Below are 19,921 nucleotides of genomic sequence, written 5' to 3' on the forward strand. Positions count from 1 at the left end.
GATGCGCGGTCTGCCGCTGCTGCTTCTCCTCGTCCTCGCCGCCTGCGGCCGGACCGCCGACGACAGCGGCGCCAGCGCCGACGAGGCGCGCCAGCTCAACGAAGCGGCGGCGGCGACCGACATCAACGCCAGCTTCGGCGACAACGGCTCGGTGTGGCAGTGACCGCGCGGCGCGAACTCGGCGCCTCTGGCCTGTCGATCACGCCGCTGGTGCTCGGCGGCAATGTCTTCGGCTGGACCGCCGACAAGAGCGCCAGCTTCCGCCTGCTCGATCGCTTCGTCGAACGCGGCGGCGTGATGATCGACACCGCCGATGTCTATTCGCGCTGGGTGCCGGGCCATCAGGGCGGCGAATCCGAGAGCATCATCGGCGAGTGGCTGCGCAGCTCGGGCAAGCGCGACAAGGTGCTGATCGCCACCAAGGTCGGCATGCTCGACGGCGAAGGCGGATCGAAGCTCGCCCCGGCGCGGATCGCCGCCGCGGCGGAGGCCTCGCTGCAGCGACTCGGGGTCGATACGATCGACCTGTATTTCGCGCATCAGGACGACGAGGACGTGCCGCAGGCCGACGCGCTCGCGGCGTTCGAAGCGTTGATCAAGGCGGGCAAGGTGCGCGCGCTCGGCGCCTCCAACTTCCACGCCGCGCGGCTCAAATCGGCGCTCGATACCGCGACGCGCGAGGGCCTGCCGCATTACCGCGTGCTTCAGCCCGAATATAATCTGGTCAGCCGCCACAAATTCGAGGGCGAGCTCGAGGATCTGTGCATCGCGCACAATATCGGGGTGGTGCCCTATTACGGCCTCGCCTCGGGCTTCCTCACCGGCAAATATCGCAGCGAGGCCGATTTCGGCAAAAGCGTGCGCGGCGGCCGGATGGCGGCGTTCCTCGAAGGCAAGGGCGGTGCGGTGCTCGCGGCGATGGACGCAGTCGCCGCCGAGACCGGTGCCAGCCACGCCCGCATCGCGCTCGCCTGGCTGACCGCGCAGGACGGCGTCACCGCGCCGATCGCCAGCGCGACCTCGATCGAGCAGCTCGACGAGCTGATCGGAGCCTGGGACGTGACGCTGAGCAAGGACCAGCTCGACCGGCTGACGGCGGCGGGGGTGTAGAAATCCTCCCCCGCAAGGGGGAGGTGGCATGCGCAGCATGACGGAGGGGGCGGAATCACTGAGCGCAGTGATTCCGCCCCCTCCGTCGCTTTCAGCGACACCTCCCCCTTGCGGGGGAGGATTGGGAACAGCCAGCACCGCTCCCGCATTCTCCTGCCAATGCGTTCGGCGATTCCCCAATGACCACCACCCGCTGGCCCACCCGGCTGTGGCTCGTCCGGCACGGCCAGAGCGCCGGTAACGTCGCGCGCGATCTTGCGCATGCGTCGGGCGAGCATCGCATCGCGATCGACATTCGCGACGTCGACGTGCCGCTCTCCGAGCTCGGCTCCGCCCAGGCCAGGGCGCTCGGCCGCTGGTTCGCGCGGGGCGAGGGCAATGGCCGGCCCGACGTGCTCCTCGCCTCGCCCTATCTCCGCGCCCGCGAGACCGCGCGCATCTTTCGCGACGCCGGCGGCGCCGACGCGGACGAGAAGGTGTGCGCCGACGAGCGCCTGCGCGAGAAGGAGTTCGGCATCCTCGACGGGCTGACCAGCGCCGGCATCCGCGCGGTCCAGCCCGAACAGGCCGAGTTCCGCCGGCTGCTCGGCAAATTCTATCACCGCCCGCCCGGCGGCGAGAGCTGGTGCGACGTGATCTTCCGACTGCGCTCGCTGATGGACACGGTCTCGCTCCATTATGCCGGCCGCGAGGTGATGATCGTCGCGCATCAGGTGGTGGTGCTGTGCCTCAGATACATCATCGAGAATCTGTCCGAGGCCGAGATCCTCGCGATCGACAAGGCGGGCGACGTCGCCAATTGCTCGGTCACCGAATATGTCCATGACCCGGATGCGGGCAAGGACGGCGGACTGGTGCTCGCGCGCTACAATGTCACGGCGCCGGTCGACGAGGATCCCGTGGCCGAAACCACCTCGGCGCCGGACGCGATGGTGGCGGCGCGGGGATGACGCCGCTCGACGCCGACTGGCTCGCCGCGCACCCCCTGCCCGAGCCCCCCGAAGACACCGACAAGAACAGCCGTGGGCGCGTGCTCGTCGCCGGCGGATCGGAGATCGTGCCGGGCGCGCTCCGCCTCACCGGCGAGGCGGCCCTGCGCGCCGGCGCGGGCAAGCTCCAGCTCGCCACGGTCGAACGCGTCGCGCCGCATCTCGGCGTCCTCGTCCCCGAGGCTGCGATCTTCGGACTTCCGGCCAATGACGCGGGCGAACTCGGCGACGCGGCCGGCGAGCGGCTGTGCGGCTATCTCGATCGCTGCGACACGCTGGTGCTCGGGCCCGGCACCGGCGCGGAGGCGCCCGGCACGGCGATTCTCGCCCCGGTGGTCGCGGAGCCGCGCGGCGCGCTGTCTCTGGTGCTCGACGCCGCGATGATTCACGCCGCGGCGGATTTGGCCACTGCGATCCATGCGCATCAGGGCCGCATAGTGCTCACCCCACACCCCGGCGAGATGGCCGGGCTGATGGGCTGCGAGGATATGCGGATCGCGCAGGACCCCGCCGGCATCGCGCAGGAAGCCGCGCGGCGGTTCAACGCGACGGTGGTGCTCAAGGGACCGGAGACGTGGATCGCCTGTCCGGGCGAAGGGCTGCTCCGCTATCCCGGCGGCGGCCCCGGGCTCGCCACCGGCGGATCGGGCGACGTGCTCGCCGGGATCATCGGCGGACTGATGTCGCGCGGCGCCGAGCCGCGCGCCGCCGCGGCTTGGGGCGTCTGGCTCCATGGCGAGGCCGGCAAAAGGCTGGCCGCGCGGATCGGCCCGCTCGGCTTCCTCGCCCGCGAGCTGCCCGGCGAGATCCCCGGGCTGCTGGCGCATCCTTGACCCGATCCTCCCTCGCGAAGCGGGGGAGGTGGCAGGCGCAGCCTGTCGGAGGGGGCGCCTCCGCGAGCCACGTCGCTGGCGGAGAGGCCCCCTCCGTCGCCTTCGGCGCCACCTCCCCCGGTTCCCGGGGGAGGATTTTCGTGCCTTCAAAGATAGCTTGTCACCGCGGGCGGCTGCCACCAGGCATTGTTGCGGCCGTCGCCATAGTTGACCGGGGCCGCGGCGAGCTCCTCGTCGGTTGCGTCGTCGAGCGAACCGAGCTGGACCGACACGAACGCCCCACCGATCTGGGGTACGTCGCCGGTGCTGAACGGCGCGCAGCCGCAATTGCTGCAGAAGCGGTGGCTGCCCTGCCCCGTGCCGAACGAATAGTCGCTGAGAACCTCTTCGCCGCTGAGCAGCCGAAAGGCTTCGGGCTTGAGCAGCGCGCCCCAGTTACGCCGCTTCGTGCAGATCGAGCAATTGCATTTGCCCGTCCCCGCGGCGAGATCGATCTCGGCTTCGAAGCGCACCGCGCCGCAATGGCAGCTGCCATGATAGGTTTTGAGCATCGTCTGTCTCCCTTGGAATGCGGGAGTGACTTACTGCCATGCTGCTGCCAGCATGATGTCAGCAGCATGGCAGTAGGGCCCGGAAATGCGCAAAGCCGATCGCCTGTTCCAGATCGTCCAGATTCTCCGCCGCACGACACGGCCGGTGACCGCCGACGCGATCGCCGCCGAGCTGGAGACCTCGAAACGCTCGGTCTATCGCGACATCGCCGCGCTGATCGGCCAGCGCGTGCCGATCCGCGGCGAGGCCGGGATCGGCTATGTCCTCGAAGGCGGTTTCGACTTGCCGCCGCTGATGCTCACCGCCGACGAGATCGACGCGGTGGCGCTCGGGGCGCAATGGGTCGCCGGCCACGCCGATCCGGCGCTCGCCCGCGCCGCGCGCGACGTGCTCGCCAAGGTCGCAGCGGTGCTGCCCGAAGAAATGCGCGGCTTTCTCGAGGATCCCGCTGCGCGGACCCCGCCCGCGTGGGACTCCGCCGCGGATCGGGTCGATGCATCGCAACTGCGCGCCCAGATCCGGGCGGGCCGCAAGGTCGCGATCCGCTATACCGATCTCGCCGGCGCGCGCACCGAGCGGACCGTCTGGCCGCTGGTGATCGGCTATCTCGACGCGGTGCGCGTGCTGATCGGCTGGTGCGAGATGCGCGCGGGTTTCCGCAGCTTCCGCCTCGACCGGATCGACGCCGTCGAGCTGCTCGACACCCGCATCCCGATCGATCCGGCGACGCTGCGCCGGCAATGGCGCAGCAGCCTGAACGCCCCCGCGAACCATTGAGGCATTCGCCGAATCAGCCGGCATGAAAACGTTATCTTACGCAATTGATACCGGTATCATATTTCGTAAGATATTGATTTATCGACTAACTAATTCACAACCTCGTGGTTGCCGCAGAGCCAGCTTGCCGCTAACATCATGCTACCGGTGTCTATGGAGCCATCGGAACAGACGGCCGCCAAGGCCGCGCCGAACGAGGAGAGGCAGCCTCGGGTCCTGCGGCGGCGAGCGATCGCCGGCGGCGCCCGGGTGCGCGGCGGAGCCGCGCGACTCTCCCGAACGATCATGCTGGCGAGGCGACCGCATCAAGGGCGGCGCCTGCGAACGGGAGGGGAATGATGATCAAGAAATATGCAACCGCAGCCACGCTGCGCACCGGCGCGTCCTTCGCCGTGCTGGCGCTTGCCGCGGCATGGAGCAGCGCCGCGGCGGCACAGGACGCCGCGCCCGTCGCACCGGCCGGCGAGCAGGTGGCCTCGGCCGACGATGTCGCCGCGCAGGACGAGATCACCGTCACCGGCTATCGCGCCTCGCTGCGCAGCGCGATCCGCGAGAAGCGCGACGCGACCGTCCAGATCGACGCGATTAACGCCGAGGACATCGCCGACTTCCCCGACACCAACCTCGCCGAATCCTTGCAGCGGCTTCCCGGCGTGTCGATCGACCGCGACAATGGCGAGGGCCGCACGATCACCGTCCGCGGGCTCGGCGGCGACTTCAACCGCACCCGCCTGAACGGGCTCGAGGCGCTGTCGACCGCGGGCGCCAACGACGCCGGCACCAGCCCCAATCGCAGCCGCGCGTTCGACTACAACACCTTCGCCTCCGAGCTGTTCAGCTCCTTGAAGGTCCAGAAGACGCCCTCGGCCGAGACGGACGAAGGCTCGCTCGGCGCGACGATCGATCTGCAGACCGGCCGCCCGTTCGACTATAAGGATACCGCGTTCGCGCTCTCGGGCGAGGGCAGCTATCAGCAGAACAGCAGGAAGTGGAATCCGCGCATCTCGGGGCTCGCCTCGAAGCGCTTCTTCGGCGGCTCGATGGGCTTCCTCGTCTCGGGCGCGTGGAGCAAGTCGAGCAACGAGCTCGACCAATATCGCCGCGCCCCGGGCCAGGCCGACTTCCTCTATCGCAACTCGGATTTTCTCGGGAACGAGAACCCGCAGCGCGCCGGCTTCGCGGCGCCGACCGGTACCAGCTTCGGCAGCGTCGTCACCAATCCCGAGGCGATCGCGGCGATGACCGGATCGGATCCGGCCGCCTATGCCAAGCTCTATCCGGGCGCGCCGTACAACACCGCCGGCCGTTTCGACGATTCGCTGGTGCGCATCCCCGCGCTCGCCGCGATCGAGCAGCAGGACGTCCGCAACGAGCGCCTCGGCCTGACCGCCTCCTATCAGTGGCAGATCAGCGACCGCACCCTGCTCAGCATCGACGGCGCCTATTCGCGCTTCTGGAACCAGAGCACCTACAACCAGGTCTCGTCGGTCGGCCTCAACCGCAACAACACCAACGCGACCTACAACACCGCGACCAACTCGATCACGCCGGTGGCTGCCCGCGCGCTCTACCCGGGCCTGTGCACGCCCGCCGCGGACAGCGACCTCGCGCCGTCGCAGGATTGCGGCCAGCAGCTCTACGGGACGACGCCGGCCTTTGCGACGGCGTATAATTCCGCCGGGGTGCTCGCGCCGTCGATCCTCGGCAATGCGGCGGTGGTCCCGGGCGGCACCACGCCGGCGAACGCGACGATCTTCAGCGTCAATCCGTTCAACCTCGATCCCTATGACTATTACAACAACCCCGGCTCGGTCGGGTATATTCCGAGCGCGAACCGGCTGGCGTTCCGCGGCGCGCTGATCGGGCGCCCGGCAGTCGAGCTGCTCGACGCCAACGTCACCAACGGCCTCGCCGACTATCTGGTGATGCGCAATGTCGACTTCCGCTCGGCGGCGGACCAATCGACCTACACCACCAAGTTCAAGCAGGGCTCGATCAACCTGCAGCACGCCTTTTCGGACGTGTTCAAGACCGAGATCACCGCGGGCATGTCCGAATCGACCAACGCCACGCAGGGGCTGCTCGTCGAGTTCAACCGCATGGATTCGCAGGGGTCGTTCGTCTACGACGAGCGCGGCGGCGGCTCGATGCCCAAGATCGATCTCGGCTTCGACGCGGCCAATCCAGCGAATTGGGAAGTCGTGAAGGGCTTCTCGGCGATCCGCCACTATCAGCGCTTCGTCAAGAACACCTACAAGCAGGCCAAGATCGACTTCGACTGGCAAGCCAATGACGAGTTCAACCTCGGCTTCGGCGCCAATCTGCGCAAATACACGTTCGACACCTCGCTCTACGAGCGCAACAACGACCTGCTCAATCCGACGCTGCGCGAGGCCGGCGTCACCACCGCCAGCGTCAGCCGCACGATCAATTTCGGGCAGGGGCTCAACGTCCCCGACGGCACGCTGACCAGCTTCATCGCGCCGAGCATCGCGGCGTTCGACAATCTGTTCGACTTCACCTGCAACTGCGTCAACAAATGGGGCGACTGGCGCCTCACCAACAAGCGCAACGGCGGCCGCGAGAATTTCGGCGTCGAGGAGACCGACACCGGCTTCTACTTCCAGGCCGACTGGAACAGCGAGATCTTCGGCCGGCCGTTCCGCGGCAATGCCGGCACCCGCATCGCGATCACCGACGTGACCTCGACCGGCTCGACCACCGCCGGCCGGCCGATCGTCGGCACCAATCGCTACACCGATTATCTACCCTCGGTGAACGTGGTGTACGAGCCGGTCGACAATCTGCTCGTCCGCCTCTCGGCATCGAAGGTGATGGCACGTCCGCTGCTCGGCAATCTCGCGCCGACGATCACCGCGATCTCGATCCCCAACACCGGCGCGACCGCGGGCGCGACGCTGACGGTCGGCAATCCCAAGCTCAAGCCGTTCCGCTCGACCAATTTCGACGCCAGCGTCGAATGGTATTTCGCGCCGGGCGGCCTGCTGTCGTTCGCGGCGTTCCGCAAGGAGATCGACAGCTTCCCGCAGACGATCTTCTTCTCGGCGCCGCTCTCGACCTTCGCCGACGCCGAGTCGATCGCGGCGATCCGCGCGCAGTTCACCAACGCGCAGCAGCTCGCCTATATCGACGGCAATTACGACTTCCAGGCGCGCCAGTTCGCCGACGCGCCGGGCGGCTGGCTGCAGGGCATCGAAGCCAGCTTCCAGATGGACTTCACCTTCCTGCCCGGCCTGTTCAAGAATTTCGGCGCGCAGCTGAACTACACGCACATCGATTCGGAGCTGAACTACATCCTCGATCCGGGCTCGGCGACCGCGCCGCGGACGATCGGCAAGGGGCCGTTCATCGGCGTCTCGCCCGACGCGGTCAACGCGACGCTCTATTACGAGAGCAAGCCGTTCCGCGCGCGCGTCTCGGTCGCGCATCGCAAGGGCTACAGCACCGCCTATCCCATCGCGGCAGGCTCGTGCAGCCCGGGCATCATCCCGCCGGTTTCGGCCAACCCCGGCACGGTGGCCGGCAACAACGCCCCTGGCGGCTATTGCACCGGCCCGCTGATCAACGACTTCGTGTTCAGCAAATCGACCACCAATGTCGACGCGTCGATGAGCTTCAACTTCACCGACTGGGTGTCGCTGTCGCTCGAGGGCTTGAACCTCACCAACCAGACCAGCGATCGCTACGCCTATGAGGGGCAGAACGCCGTGACCCAATATGCCAGCTCGGGACGCATCTTCCGCGCCGGCGTGCGCTTCCGCTTCTGATCGGAGCATGGCCGGGCCCGCCGAACGCTCCGTCCCTCCCATCGGCCGGGACGACCCTCGATTCGATCGACGGTCGCTCCTCGCCGGGGGATTGCTGCTCGGCGGGCTGACGCTCGGCGGAGCGGCGCAGGGGCAGGATCCGCCCTACGGCCCCGCCCCGCTCGCCGGCGGGCAGCTCGATCCCAAAGGCGACGACAGCGGGCGGATCGTGCCGGCGCCGGCCAAGGGCTATTGGCCCTATTCAGGGCTGAGCGGGCCGGGCCGCAAGCCCGGCAAGGACAGCGCCGGCGGCGGCTGGGTCTCGGGGCTGCCCAATGTCCGCTACAAGGGGCCGGGCACGCCGCGCTACCCGATCGCGCCATGGGACAATTCGGACGGCGGCGCGGCGGTGACGGCAGGATTGCTGCCCGCGATCCGACCGCTCCACGACGTCCATATCCGCGACACGATCGTCTGCCTCGGCGGCGACGGCCATTATTACATGACCGGCTCGACCGGCGACAATATCTGGGCGGTCAATGACGGCGTCGAGCTGTGGCGCTCGAAGGACCTGAAAAACTGGACGTATCTCGGCCTCGTCTGGAGCATCGAGCGCGACGGCGGCTGGGAGCGCAACTGGCGGATGCGCAAGGGCGTCCCCTTCCGCGCGCTCTGGGCCCCCGAGATCCATTTCATCCGCGGCAATTACTTCATCGTCCATTCGATGAGCCGAGCCGGCGTCGCGATCCTGAAGAGCAGCACCGGCAAGCCCGAAGGCCCCTATGTCCACGCCTTCTCGCCCGACAAGCCGCTGCGCGGCGGGATCGACGCGACGCTGTTCGAGGATGACGACGGATCGGTGTGGTTCACGCTCGGCTCGGCCGACGAGATCGTGAAGCTCAACGACGATCAGAGCGGCTTTACCGGGGGCTGGCAGAAGATGATCGCGGTCGAGGGAGAATATGACTTCGACCCGAACCATCATCGCAAGGAATGCGCGACCAAGGGATACGCGCATTTCGGCTATGAAGGCGCGACGATGTTCAAGCGCAACGGCGTCTATTATCTCGGCGTGGTCGATCGCTACGAGGGCCGCTATTCCTTCGCGATGTGGATGTCGGACAAGCCGACCGGGCCGTGGCGCCATCGCCACGAGGGCCCGCCCTGCTGCGGCGGCGGCAATTTCCTGCGCGACAAGCGGGGCGATTGGTGGGTGACCTTCTTCGGCAATGACGAGGCCAGCCCGTTTCGCGAGAAGCCCGGCCTCGTCCGCGTCGACTTCGCGCCCGACGGCCGGGTGATCGTCGCGCGCGACCAGCCTTTCGCGAGGGCTATCGCATGAAGTTCAGCCGGCGCGAGGCCGTGGCGACGCTCGCCGGCGGCATGGCGGTCGCGGCATCGGGCGCGCGCGCGGCTGCGGTGCCGGCCGCCAACCCGCTGACGCTGTGGTATCGCCAGCCCGCGGCACGCTGGGAAGAGGCGCTGCCGATCGGCAATGGCAGGCTCGGCGCGATGATATTCGGCGGCACCGCGCACGAACGGCTCCAGCTCAACGAGGCGACGCTGTGGGGCGGCGCGCCCTATGACCCCGCCAACCCCGCCGCGCGCGAGGCGCTGCCCGAGCTGCGCCGGCTGATCTTCGCGGGCCGCTTCGCCGAGGCCGAGGCCTTCGCCAACGCCAATGTCATGGCCAAACCGATGCGGCAGATGTCGTATCAGGCGCTCGGCAATCTGCTGCTCGACTTTGCCGGGATCGGCGAGACCCGGGACTATCGCCGGTCGCTCGACCTCGACTCCGCGCTGGCCGAGACCGGCTTCGTCGCGAACGGCGTCACCCATCGCCGCGAAGTGATCGCCTCGCCTGGCCGCAACGTGATCGCGGTGCGGCTGAGCGTCTCGAAGCCCGGCGCGCTCGACGTGACGCTGGGTTTCGCATCGCCGCAGAAAAGCGCGGTGGTCCATGCCGACGGCGCCGCCGCGCTGCTGATGACCGGCACCAACACCGCCGAGCAGACCAATCCCGCCGGGCTGCGCTTCGCCGCGCGGCTGGCAGTGATCCCCGACGGCGGCACGCTCGCGGCCGAAGGCGACCGGCTGGTGCTGCGCGGCGCCACCAGCGCGACGCTGCTGATCGCGATGGCGACGAGCTATCGCCGCTACGACGATGTCGGCGGCGATCCCGAGGCGCTCACCGCCGCCGCGATCGCCGGGGCGCGGCGGCAGGACTTCGATCGCATCGCTACCGACGCGACCGCCGCGCATCGCCGCCAGTTCCGCCGCGTGACGATCGATCTCGGCCGCACTCCTGCCGCCGATCTGCCGACCGACCAGCGCGTCGCCGCCAACAACGCCGCCGCCGATCCGGCGCTCGCATCGCTCTATTTCCAATATGGCCGTTATCTGCTGATCGCTTGCTCGCAGCCCGGCGGCCAGCCGGCGACGCTGCAGGGGCTGTGGAACGAGAGCATCAAGCCGCCCTGGGGCTCGAAATACACGATCAACATCAACACCGAGATGAACTATTGGCCGGCGCATTCGGCCAATCTCGGCGAATGCGTCGCGCCACTCGTCCAGATGATCCGCGAGATCGCCGAGACGGGGGCGCGCACCGCCCGGACGATGTACGGTGCGCGCGGCTGGGTGGCGCACCACAATGTCGATCTGTGGCGCGCGGCCGCGCCGATCGACGGCGCCAAATACGGGCTCTGGCCGACCGGCGGCGCATGGCTGTGCACCCATCTCTGGGAGCATTGGGACTATACGCGCGACCGGGCCTTCCTCGCCTCGGTCTATCCGGTGATGGCGGGGGCGTCGCGCTTCTTCCTCGACACGCTGCAGCGCGATCCGAACAGCGGCTTCCTCGTCACCAATCCCTCGCTCAGCCCCGAGAACAGCCACGGCCATGGCTCGTCGCTCTGCGCCGGGCCGACGATGGACATGGCGATCCTGCGCGACCTTTTCGGCCAGACCGCCGCGGCCGCGCGTATTCTCGGCCGCGACGCCGCGTTCGCCGGCGAAGTCGAGGCCGCGCGCGCCGCGCTGGCGCCGTACAGGATCGGCAAGCAGGGCCAGCTTCAGGAGTGGCAGGAGGATTGGGACGGTGATGCCGGCGACGTGCACCACCGCCATGTCTCGCATCTCTACGGCCTCTATCCGTCGGACCAGATCGACCTCGATCGCACCCCCGATCTCGCCGCCGCGGCGCGGCGCAGCCTCGAGATCCGCGGCGACCGCGCCACCGGCTGGGCGACGGCGTGGCGGATCAACCTGTGGGCGCGGCTGCGCAACGGCGACCGCGCGCATGCCATCCTCGCCTTTCTGCTCGGCCCCGAGCGCACCTATCCGAACCTGTTCGACGCGCATCCGCCCTTCCAGATCGACGGCAATTTCGGCGGCGCGGCGGGAATGATCGAGATGCTGGTGCAGAGCCGCGGCGACACGATCCATCTGCTCCCGGCGCTGCCCAGTGCCTGGCCCGACGGGTCGATCGCCGGGCTGCGCGCCCGTGGCAGCTGCGGCGTCGATCTCGCATGGCGCGGCGGCAGGCTCGCGCGGGTGCGGCTGACGCCGGACATCACGGGCGAGCGCAGGCTCGTCGCGCATGGCCGCAGCCATAACGTCAGGCTGCGCGCGGGACGCCCGCTGACTCTCACGGCCTCCAGTTTTCGAGGATGATATGAAGCTCACGCGACGCCAATCGATCGGCACTGCCCTGCTCGGGGGTGGCGCGCTGACGCTGCCCGGCACGGCCGAAGCAGCCCGCAAGCCCGCGCCCGACTGGAAGCGCGGGTTCGACAACCAGCGCATCGCCGATCTCGGCAATGGCAGCTTCCTCAATCCGCTGATCTCGGGCGACCGCGCCGATCCCGCCATCCTCAAGGACGGCGCAGATTATTACATGACCTTTTCGAGCTTCGATTCCTATCCGGGGCTCACCATCTGGCACTCGCGCGATCTGGTGAACTGGCAGCCGCGCAAGGCCGCGCTCAACAAGAATATCGGTTCGGTCTGGGCGGTCAGCCTCGAAAAGCATGACGGCCGCTATTTCCTCTACATCCCGGTCAAGGCGAAGCCGAATTCGATCTTCGTGATCTGGGCCGATCATATCGACGGGCCGTGGAGCGATCCGATCGATCTCGGGCTGCACAGCCATATCGATCCCTGCCACGCCGTGGGCGAGGACGGCTCGCGCTGGCTGTTCCTCTCGGGCGGCGACCGCATCCGGCTTTCGGCCGACGGGCTGTCGACCGTGGGCAAAGTCGAGCATGTCTACGACCCGTGGCGCTATCCCGACGATTGGGACGTCGAGGGCTTCTCGCCGGAGGGCCCCAAGATCCACCGGCATGGCGAGTGGTTCTACATGATCACCGCGGTCGGCGGCACCGCGGGCCCACCGACCGGCCATATGGTGATCGCGGCGCGGTCGCGCTCGATCCACGGGCCGTGGGAGCAATATCCGCGCAATCCGCTGGTCCGCACCACCAGCGTGGACGAGAAATGGTGGTCGCGCGGCCACGCCTCGCTGGTCGAGGCGCCCGACGGCAGCTGGTGGTCGGTCTATCACGGCTTCGAGAACGGCTTCTGGACGCTGGGCCGCCAGACCCTGCTCGATCCGATCGAGTGGACGAAGGACGGCTGGTTCCGGATGAAGGGCGGCGATCTCTCGCAGCCGATCCGCAAGCCCAAAGGCGGCACCGCCCTGCCCCATGGTCAGCCGCTCTCCGACGATTTCAGCAAGCCGCTCGAACTCGGCCGCAAGTGGAATTTCTTCAAGCCGGCGCCCGACGAGAGCCGGCGCCAGCGGGTCGAGGACGGCGCGCTGGTGCTCAAGGCCTCGGGAATCGCGCCGAGCGACTCCTCGCCTTTGCTGCTGATCGCCGGCGATCAGGCCTATCAGTTCGAGTGCGACATCGAGATCGCGCCCGGCGGCGTCGCGGGGCTGCTGCTCTTCTATGACGAGAAGCTCTATGCCGGGCTCGGCTTCGACGAGAAGCGCTTCGTCACGCACCAGTACGGCATCGAGCGCGGGCGGCCGGCCAATCCGCACGGCCGGCGAATGAAGATGCGGGTGACCAACAACCGCCACATCGTCTCCTTCCACACCTCGGGCGATGGCGGGCAGAGCTGGAAGCGGTTCGATCGCGGGATGGAAGTCTCGGGCTATCACCACAATGTCCGCGGTGGCTTTCTGATGCTGCGGCCCGGGCTCTATTCGGCCGGCGAAGGCGAGGCGAAGTTCCGCGACTTCAAGTTCCGCGCGTTATGATGCGCGCGCTGGCGCTCGCCGCGCTGCTCGCTGCGCCCGCCGCAGCGCAGACCGTCCCCGAAGCGCCGCGCCCGATCGCCGCGTCGAAGATCATCCTTGTCGGCGATTCAACCACCGCAGTGATCGGCGGCTGGGGACCGAGCTTCTGCGCGTACCATGTCACTTCGTTCGCAGCATGCGTGAACCTCGCGCGCGGCGGGCGCAGCTCGGGCAGCTACCGCGCCGAAGGCTCGTGGGACCTCGCGCTCGCCGAGATGCGCACGCCGGGGTTCAGGGACATCTGGGTGCTGATCCAGTTCGGCCATAACGACCAGCCCGGCAAGCCCGGCCGCTCGACCGATCTCGCCAGCGAATTCCCCGCCAATATCGCGCGCTATGTCGACGAGGCCCGCGCCGCGGGGGCGAAGCCGGTGCTGGTCACGCCGCTCACCCGGCGGATGTTCAAGGACGGCACGCTCCAGAACGATCTTGAGCCCTGGGCCGCGGCGATCCGCAAGGTCGCGGCCGAGAAGAAAGTGCCGTTGCTCGACCTCAATGCCGAGAGCAGCGCGGCGGTGCAGGCGATGGGCGAAGCCGCCGCCGATCGCTTCGCGCAGCTGCCGCCTGGCTCGGCGCCGGTGGTGCCGACCGCGAGCACCGAGACCGAGGTCCAGCCCATGGCGCAGCCGCGGCTGTCGTTCGACCGGACGCATCTCGGCGTCGAGGGCGCCAACTATTTCGCGACGATGGTGACGCGCGAGCTCGCCGCCGCGGTGCCCGCGATGCGGCCGCTGCTGATCCCCTGATCAGGCGGCGCGCGCCTCGGCTTCGGGCAGGAACGGCGTGATCGCGGCACGCGCCCGCGCCACGGTCTCCTCCTTCTCGCCGACCGGCGCGACATAGCGGATCGCTTCCTCGGCGGCGGCCAGCCCGGCGCCGCGCGCGAGAATCCAGGTCGCGAGATATTGCGAGGCGAGGCAGCCACCCGCAGTCGCGACATTGCCGTGCGCGACGAACGGCGTGTCGAGCACGCGCACCCCGGCCTCGATCACCCAAGGCTTGCTCATCAGATCGGTGCAGGCCGGAAGATCGCCGACCAGGCCGAGCTTCGCCAGCAGCAGGGTGCCCGAGCATTGCGCGCCGATCAGCTGGCGCGAGGGGTCGAGGACGATGCGTCCGAGCAGATCGGCGTCGGCGGCGATGTCGCGCGTCTTCATCCCGCTGCCGATGATCACCGCATCGGCTTCCCCGGCGAATTCGAGCGGACGCTGGCGCTGGACGGTGACGCCATTGAGCGAGGTGACCTCGGGCGTCGGCGACGTGATGTACGCCGCCCAGCCCTGCGGCTTCATGGCGATTGAGGATCGCCGCCGCGACGAACGAATCGAGCTCGTTGAAGCCGTCGAAGGTCAGGACTGCGATCTGCATTGGCGGTTCCTCGCTGTGAGCGCCGGTCCTAGCATCGTTGCGCGCGCGCAAAAACCTCGCGTTCGACGCTGCGCTCCCCTAGGGGGCGGCGATGCTCCGCCTGCGCCCGCAAACCGCCGCCTATGCCATGCTCGCGCTGGTGATGCTGCTCTGGGCGGGCAATTCGATCGTCGGCCGGGCGGTGCGCGACGATATTCCGCCCTTCCTCCTCGCGCTGCTGCGCTGGACCGGGGCGCTGCTGGTGATCGCGCCGTTCGCCGCGCGCCACATCGCCGCCGACCGTGCGGTGATCGCGCGCAAATGGCCGGTGATCCTGCTGCTCGGGCTGCTCGGCGTCGCGGCGTTCAATGCCTTTCTCTATTCGGGGCTGCGCTTCACCCAGGCGAGCAACGGCATGCTGCTCCAGGCGGCGATCCCGGCGCTGGTGCTCGTCGCCGATTTCGCCATCTTCGGAGTGCGCGCGGGGCCCGGCGCGATGCTCGGCGTCGCGCTGTCGACGATCGGCGTGGTGGTGATCGTGTTTCAGGGCAGGCTGGGCGCGCTCTCCGGGCTCGCGTTCAACCGCGGCGACGCGCTGATCCTGTGCGCGGTGGTGGTCTGGGCCTTCTACACCTCGCTGCTGCGGCTGCGACCGGCGCTCCACGCGCAGAGCTTTCTCGGGCTGACCTTCGCGATCGGCGTGCTGGCGATGGCGCCGCTCGCCGCCACTGAATGGGCGGAGATCGCCGCGATGCACTGGACGCCGCGCGTGTTCGCCGCCGTGCTCTATGTCGCGCTGCTGCCTTCGGTGATCGCCTATGCGCTGTTCAACGCCGCGGTCGCCACGCTCGGCCCGGCGAGCGCGGGGCAGGCGATCACGCTGATGCCTTTGTTCGGCGCGCTGCTCGCCGCGCTGACCCTGGGCGAGCAGCTCCATGGCTATCACTTCGCCGGCATGGCACTGATATTGGGCGGAATCGTCGTGAGCGCCTGGGTGCGCGGGCGCAGCGGAACGATCGCCGACGCGCGCGGTTGAGTCCCCTCGAAAGAGGAGGACACCGCATGGCCAATGACAACCAGCAGGACGCGATCGCGCTTCTCAAGGCCGATCATCGCGAAGTCGAGGAACTGTTCGAGCAGTTCGAGGGCGCGAAGAGCGCCTCGCAAAAGGAGAAGCTCGCCCGCCAGATCTGCCTCGAGCTGACCGTGCACACCAAGATCGAGGAAGAGATCTTCTACCCGGCCTGCGAGGGCAAGATCGAGGAGGATCTGCTCAAGGAGGCCTATGTCGAGCATGACGGCGCCAAGCTGCTGATCGCCGAGATCGAGGCGGGCAGCCCCGCGGACGAATATTACGACGCCAAGGTCAAGGTGCTCTCCGAGCAGATCGAGCACCATGTCGAGGAAGAGGAAAAGCGCATGGAGGGCATGTTCTCCCAGGCGCGCAAGGCCGGGCTCGATATGGACGCGCTGGGCGAGGAGATGCGCGCGCGCAAGCAAGCGCTGATCACCGAATACAAGGCGAGCGGCCTGCCGAGGCCCGAGACGACCACGCTCGAGGTCACCGCGCTCTGAGCGCCGATGGCCATCACCCCGGGGCAGTCGGTTCCGGGGTGATGGCTCTGCTCAGGCGGCGATCGCCGCGGACGCTTCGCGTGCCGCCCGGATGTCGGCGGCCAGCTCGTCGACACGGGCCGGATCGGAATCCCACGCGAACATGAAGCGGGCGCCGCCGCCGATGAAGGTGTAGAAGGACCAGCCGCGCTCGCGCAGGTCTTCGAGCAAAGCCGCCGGCGCCTGCAGGAACAGCGCGTTGGCCTCGACCGGGAACATCGGCGCGACTTCGGGCAGGTCGCGGATCGCCGCCGCGAGCTGCGACGCGCAGCCATTGGCATGCTCGGCGTTGCGCAGCCATGCCCCGCTCTCGAGCATCCCGACCCAAGGCGCCGCGAGAAAGCGCATCTTCGAGGCGAGCTGGCCGGCCTGCTTGCAGCGATAATCGAAATCCTGCGCCAGCGCGCGATCGAAGAACAGGATCGCCTCGCCGACCGCCATGCCGTTCTTGGTGCCGCCGAAGCACAGCACGTCGACGCCGGCGCGCCACGTGATGTCGGCGGGATCGCAGCCGAGATGCGCGCAGGCGTGCGCGAAGCGCGCGCCGTCCATGTGCAGCTTGAGCCCGAGCGCGCGGCAGGTTGCGGCGATCGCGCGGATCTCGTCGATCGAATAGACCTGCCCGGTCTCGGTCGGCTGGGTGATCGTCACTACCCGCGGCTTGGGGAAATGGATGTCCGAGCGGCTGGTGGCGACTCCGCGAATCGCTTCGGGGGTGAGCTTGCCGTCGGCGGTGGTCGCGACGAGCAGCTTGGAGCCGTTGGAGAAGAATTCGGGTGCGCCGCATTCGTCGGTCTCGACATGCGCCGAGGACGAGCAGATCACGCTGTGATAGGATTGGCAGAGCGCGGCGAGCGCGAGCGAATTGGCGGCGGTGCCGTTGAACGCGAAGAAGACCTCGCAATCGCTGGCGAACAGCGCACGGAAAGCGTCGGCGGCGCGCTGGGTCCAGTCGTCATTGCCATAGGCCGGCGCCGAGCCGGCATTGGCCGCTTCCATCGCGGCCCACGCCTCGGGGCAGATTCCGGCATAATTGTCGCTGGCGAATTGCTGGGGGGCGAATTGCTGGGGGGCGAATTGCTGGGGCTGGCTCACGCGGACACTCTCTTTCGTTGCTCTACCGGCACCGAAGAGGCGTGCGACGCGTGGCGTGATGGAGACCCGAGGGTTGCCATTGCGGCCACATCCTTGCGCAGATTGCGCAAGCACCACCTTGCCCGGGAGCAGGTTGGTGTCGGGGCGTCGCCCGACTCTTGATGCATGGCGGCCAGCTAGCGTGGCGGAGGGCGGGTGGCAAGACCGGGCATGAATTGCCTCCCCTCGTGCTCCTGCGAAGGCAGGAGCGCAGGATGCCGAAAGGCTGCACGACCCGGCGCTGCGGCCTTCGCCGGAGCACAGTTCAGGACTGGGGGAAAAGAAGTGGTGCCCGGGGACGGAGTCGAACCGCCGACACTGCGATTTTCAGTCGCATGCTCTACCAACTGAGCTACCCGGGCACGGGGCCGGCGAACGCCGGAAGCGGGCTCTTAGTCGGCGTCCCGGCCCGTGTCCAGCCCGCTTTGTGCATTCGGATCAACACGCTCGCCCGGCACACGATAGCCCTCGCCCAGCCATTGCAGCAGGTCGCGGTCCTTGCAGCCGCGGCCGCAAAAGGGCTTGAATTCGTCTTGGGTCGGTTTGCCGCAGATCGGGCAGCCGTCACGCTTCGCCAATGCCTACTCCTTCGGGGCGACGAACGCCGTCGCGCCCCCGATTCGCCGCGCCAGCTCGGCGCTCCATTCGGGCTTCTGCGCCAGCCGGTTGGCGACGCGCCGCGATACCATATGGGTAGCCGGCGGCGGCGGGGGAAGCCGCTCGATCCGGCGCAGCTCGGCACGCGCCGCGGCACCCACCGGATCGGCGCGGAGCAGCTCGGGGAGCGACGGCCGGGTGCGGCGGCGGACGATCTGGAGAAAGCCGAAGCCGTTGACCGTGGTGCGCTCGAACGGCTGCGGCAGCGCCGCGTCGATCGCCTCGGCGACCGCCTGCCGCGCCGCCTTGTTGGCCAGGGTCGGGAAATCGATGCCGATCGAGCCGGCGATGCCGTGCCGCTCGATCGCGCGCGCCACGGCATGCGCGGCGGCGACCGACAGCGCTTCGAGCGGGCCCGAGCCGTCGACATCGAACAGAGTCATCGCCGGAGTCGGCGAGAGGCGCAGCATGCCGCCGGGAAAGCCGATATCGCCGGTCACCGCCTCTTCGAGCACTTCGGACCAGCCGGCTTCCTCGAGCACGTCGGCCTCGTGCGCGCGGAGCTGCCGGACCGGCACCCCGCTGGCGCGGATCCGGCCGAGCAGATCGAGGCCGTCGCCGGGCGCATCGTCCGGCGCGGCCGGCACTGCCTTGGGCAGCTTGGCGCGGCCGGGCTCGGGGATCGCCTCGCGGACGATCCGCACCCTGAGCGCACCGCCCTGGGTGATCCCCTTGGGCAGTGGATCGCACAGCGCCTCGCCGCCGGCTTCGAGCGCGACCTTGCCGGTGTTCCTGTCCGTGAGCCGGGCGTTGAGGACGGCGCCGTGACGAGGCGCCGTTCGCTCGAGCTCGATCCGCGCTTTCCAGATGACGCCGCGCGAGACCAAAGCCGCGCGGTTCTCGCCGATCCCGGCCTCGTAGAGCCACTCAGCCAAAGGGGTAGCCCGCGCCTTCGAGCAGCGCGCGGGTCTCGAACACCGGCAGCCCGACCACGCCCGAATGGCTTCCCGACAGGAAGCGGACGAACGCCTCGGCCTTGCCCTGGATGGCATAGCCGCCGGCCTTGCCCATCCCCTCGCCGCTGGTGACGTACCAGTCGATCTCGGCGTCGCTCAGCCGCTTGAAGGTGACGATCGTGTCGGAGATGCGGGTGCGCGGCTTGCCGTCGAGCCCGATCAGGCAGACCGCGGAGAGGCAGTGATGGCGCCGGCCCGAGAGCAAGCCGAGCATCCGGCGCAGATCGGCCTCGTCCGCGGGTTTGGCGAGGATGCGGCGGCCGACCGCGATCGTGGTGTCGCCGGCGAGGACGATCTCGTCCTCGCCACGGGTGACCGCGAGCGCCTTGTCGATCGCGACGCGCAGCACATAGGCGCGCGGCAGCTCGCCCGGGCGAACGTCCTCGTCGACATCGGGGGCGGCCACGCGCGCGGGCTCGACTCCGATCCGGCGGAGCAGATCGAGCCGACGCGGCGAGGTGGAGGCGAGGACGAGCCGCACAGGCCCGCCGCTCACTTGAAGCGGTAGGTGATACGGCCCTTGGTCAGGTCGTAAGGCGTGAGCTCGACGAGGACTTCGTCGCCGACCAGCACGCGGATGCGATTCTTGCGCATCTTGCCGGCGGTATGGCCGAGGATCTCATGATCATTCTCGAGCCGGACGCGGAACATGGCGTTGGGCAGAAGCTCAACGACCTGGCCGCGCATTTCAAGGAGTTCTTCTTTGGCCAAACAATATGCCTCTCGGGTGAGCGCCAGCAAAAGTGGCGGTGCCTTTACTCTGCTGCGCGCGAAAAGGGAAGGCGGACGGCACGATACGGCGTCCGCTGCCGCCAACATGGGGTTTCGGCGGCGCGAAGTCCAGCCGCACGCGACGCTTGCCTTGGCCACGGCCAGCCAC

18 protein-coding genes, 1 tRNA gene, 1 pseudogene and 1 riboswitch are annotated in these 19,921 nt (G+C 68.6%); of the genes and pseudogenes, 12 read left to right on the plus strand and 8 right to left on the minus strand.

The genetic code is table 11. The features are described from left to right. The first annotated feature begins 1 nt into the window (after position 1). The 4 genes from E5A74_RS20935 to E5A74_RS14190 all read left to right on the plus strand — a co-directional run bounded on the left by E5A74_RS20935 (position 2) and on the right by E5A74_RS14190 (position 2,932). A complete protein-coding gene (locus tag E5A74_RS20935; RefSeq protein ID WP_166745805.1) occupies positions 2 to 163 on the plus strand; it encodes a hypothetical protein in 162 nt (53 codons plus the stop codon). Beyond that, a complete protein-coding gene (locus E5A74_RS14180) occupies positions 160 to 1,110 on the plus strand; it encodes an aldo/keto reductase (RefSeq protein ID WP_135986074.1) in 951 nt (316 codons plus the stop codon). The genes E5A74_RS20935 and E5A74_RS14180 overlap by 4 nt, the downstream gene beginning before the upstream one ends. A gap of 179 nt (positions 1,111 to 1,289) precedes the next feature. Continuing rightward, entirely contained in the window at positions 1,290 to 2,060 is a 771-nt protein-coding gene (locus tag E5A74_RS14185) for a histidine phosphatase family protein (RefSeq protein WP_135986076.1), read from the plus strand. Then, positions 2,057 to 2,932, plus strand: coding sequence for an NAD(P)H-hydrate dehydratase (locus E5A74_RS14190; RefSeq protein WP_135986078.1), 876 nt, complete (start codon positions 2,057 to 2,059; stop codon positions 2,930 to 2,932). The genes E5A74_RS14185 and E5A74_RS14190 overlap by 4 nt, the downstream gene beginning before the upstream one ends. A 146-nt stretch (positions 2,933 to 3,078) precedes the next feature. Here E5A74_RS14190 and E5A74_RS14195 read toward each other — a convergent pair whose 3' ends face one another. Further along, positions 3,079 to 3,483, minus strand: a complete 405-nt coding sequence (locus E5A74_RS14195; protein WP_135986080.1) for a GFA family protein — start codon at positions 3,481 to 3,483, stop codon at positions 3,079 to 3,081. An 85-nt stretch (positions 3,484 to 3,568) separates the two neighbouring features. On the opposite strand from E5A74_RS14195, the gene E5A74_RS14200 reads away from it, so the two are divergent. The 6 genes from E5A74_RS14200 to E5A74_RS14225 all read left to right on the plus strand — a co-directional run bounded on the left by E5A74_RS14200 (position 3,569) and on the right by E5A74_RS14225 (position 14,079). Continuing rightward, positions 3,569 to 4,261 (plus strand): helix-turn-helix transcriptional regulator, encoded by a 693-nt coding sequence (locus E5A74_RS14200; RefSeq protein WP_135986083.1) that lies wholly within the window; start codon positions 3,569 to 3,571, stop codon positions 4,259 to 4,261. Between the two features lie 338 nt (positions 4,262 to 4,599). Beyond that, a complete protein-coding gene (locus E5A74_RS14205; RefSeq protein WP_240699819.1) occupies positions 4,600 to 8,049 on the plus strand; it encodes a TonB-dependent receptor in 3,450 nt (1,149 codons plus the stop codon). A gap of 91 nt (positions 8,050 to 8,140) precedes the next feature. Continuing rightward, entirely contained in the window at positions 8,141 to 9,370 is a 1,230-nt protein-coding gene (locus tag E5A74_RS14210; RefSeq protein WP_240699820.1) for a family 43 glycosylhydrolase, read from the plus strand. Next, complete coding sequence (locus E5A74_RS14215; RefSeq protein ID WP_135986089.1) at positions 9,367 to 11,703, plus strand: glycoside hydrolase family 95 protein; 2,337 nt, start codon at positions 9,367 to 9,369, stop codon at positions 11,701 to 11,703. The genes E5A74_RS14210 and E5A74_RS14215 overlap by 4 nt, the downstream gene beginning before the upstream one ends. Position 11,704: 1 nt before the next feature. Continuing rightward, positions 11,705 to 13,294 (plus strand): family 43 glycosylhydrolase, encoded by a 1,590-nt coding sequence (locus tag E5A74_RS14220; protein ID WP_135986091.1) that lies wholly within the window; start codon positions 11,705 to 11,707, stop codon positions 13,292 to 13,294. Continuing rightward, entirely contained in the window at positions 13,291 to 14,079 is a 789-nt protein-coding gene (locus tag E5A74_RS14225; RefSeq protein WP_240699821.1) for a rhamnogalacturonan acetylesterase, read from the plus strand. The genes E5A74_RS14220 and E5A74_RS14225 overlap by 4 nt, the downstream gene beginning before the upstream one ends. Here E5A74_RS14225 and E5A74_RS14230 read toward each other — a convergent pair. Further along, a pseudogene (locus E5A74_RS14230) lies at positions 14,080 to 14,701 on the minus strand (DJ-1/PfpI family protein). Between the two features lie 91 nt (positions 14,702 to 14,792). On the opposite strand from E5A74_RS14230, the gene E5A74_RS14235 reads away from it, so the two are divergent. Together E5A74_RS14235 and E5A74_RS14240 are read left to right on the plus strand one after the other, a co-directional pair. Next, entirely contained in the window at positions 14,793 to 15,716 is a 924-nt protein-coding gene (locus E5A74_RS14235; RefSeq protein WP_135986093.1) for a DMT family transporter, read from the plus strand. 26 nt (positions 15,717 to 15,742) lie between these two features. Then, positions 15,743 to 16,255, plus strand: a complete 513-nt coding sequence (locus E5A74_RS14240) for a hemerythrin domain-containing protein (protein ID WP_135986095.1) — start codon at positions 15,743 to 15,745, stop codon at positions 16,253 to 16,255. Positions 16,256 to 16,306: 51 nt separating this feature from the next. On the opposite strand, the gene E5A74_RS14245 is transcribed toward E5A74_RS14240, so the two are convergent. The 6 genes from E5A74_RS14245 to infA form a co-directional block, all read right to left on the minus strand. Further along, positions 16,307 to 17,389, minus strand: coding sequence for a threonine aldolase family protein (locus tag E5A74_RS14245; protein WP_135986097.1), 1,083 nt, complete (start codon positions 17,387 to 17,389; stop codon positions 16,307 to 16,309). Between the two features lie 59 nt (positions 17,390 to 17,448). Continuing rightward, positions 17,449 to 17,559, minus strand: a riboswitch (SAM-I-IV-variant riboswitch). Between the two features lie 155 nt (positions 17,560 to 17,714). After that, a tRNA-Phe gene (locus E5A74_RS14250) sits at positions 17,715 to 17,790 on the minus strand. A gap of 30 nt (positions 17,791 to 17,820) precedes the next feature. Beyond that, on the minus strand, positions 17,821 to 18,006 hold the full coding sequence (locus tag E5A74_RS14255; RefSeq protein WP_135986099.1) for a DNA gyrase inhibitor YacG: 186 nt from the start codon (positions 18,004 to 18,006) through the stop codon (positions 17,821 to 17,823). A gap of 3 nt (positions 18,007 to 18,009) precedes the next feature. Beyond that, complete coding sequence (locus tag E5A74_RS14260; RefSeq protein ID WP_135986101.1) at positions 18,010 to 18,960, minus strand: ribonuclease E/G; 951 nt, start codon at positions 18,958 to 18,960, stop codon at positions 18,010 to 18,012. Then, a complete protein-coding gene (locus E5A74_RS14265; RefSeq protein ID WP_135986483.1) occupies positions 18,953 to 19,522 on the minus strand; it encodes a Maf family protein in 570 nt (189 codons plus the stop codon). The genes E5A74_RS14260 and E5A74_RS14265 overlap by 8 nt, the downstream gene beginning before the upstream one ends. A gap of 11 nt (positions 19,523 to 19,533) precedes the next feature. Continuing rightward, positions 19,534 to 19,752, minus strand: coding sequence for a translation initiation factor IF-1 (gene infA / locus E5A74_RS14270; protein WP_003049127.1), 219 nt, complete (start codon positions 19,750 to 19,752; stop codon positions 19,534 to 19,536). Positions 19,753 to 19,921: the final 169 nt, after the last annotated feature.

It is taken from the genome of Sphingomonas naasensis (genome assembly GCF_004792695.1).
Lineage (GTDB): Bacteria > Pseudomonadota > Alphaproteobacteria > Sphingomonadales > Sphingomonadaceae > Sphingomonas > Sphingomonas naasensis.

Excerpts from the sequence above, each read along its gene's own strand:
- E5A74_RS20935 (WP_166745805.1), top strand. The coding sequence starts at position 2 with ATGCGCGGTCTGCCGCTGCTGCTTCTCCTCGTCCTCGCCGCCTGCGGC.
- E5A74_RS14185 (WP_135986076.1), top strand. The coding sequence starts at position 1,290 with ATGACCACCACCCGCTGGCCCACCCGGCTGTGGCTCGTCCGGCACGGC.
- E5A74_RS14190 (WP_135986078.1), top strand. The coding sequence starts at position 2,057 with ATGACGCCGCTCGACGCCGACTGGCTCGCCGCGCACCCCCTGCCCGAG.
- E5A74_RS14195 (WP_135986080.1), bottom strand. The coding sequence starts at position 3,483 with ATGCTCAAAACCTATCATGGCAGCTGCCATTGCGGCGCGGTGCGCTTC.
- E5A74_RS14200 (WP_135986083.1), top strand. The coding sequence starts at position 3,569 with ATGCGCAAAGCCGATCGCCTGTTCCAGATCGTCCAGATTCTCCGCCGC.
- E5A74_RS14205 (WP_240699819.1), top strand. The coding sequence starts at position 4,600 with ATGATCAAGAAATATGCAACCGCAGCCACGCTGCGCACCGGCGCGTCC.
- E5A74_RS14215 (WP_135986089.1), top strand. The coding sequence starts at position 9,367 with ATGAAGTTCAGCCGGCGCGAGGCCGTGGCGACGCTCGCCGGCGGCATG.
- E5A74_RS14220 (WP_135986091.1), top strand. The coding sequence starts at position 11,705 with ATGAAGCTCACGCGACGCCAATCGATCGGCACTGCCCTGCTCGGGGGT.
- E5A74_RS14225 (WP_240699821.1), top strand. The coding sequence starts at position 13,291 with ATGATGCGCGCGCTGGCGCTCGCCGCGCTGCTCGCTGCGCCCGCCGCA.
- E5A74_RS14235 (WP_135986093.1), top strand. The coding sequence starts at position 14,793 with ATGCTCCGCCTGCGCCCGCAAACCGCCGCCTATGCCATGCTCGCGCTG.
- E5A74_RS14240 (WP_135986095.1), top strand. The coding sequence starts at position 15,743 with ATGGCCAATGACAACCAGCAGGACGCGATCGCGCTTCTCAAGGCCGAT.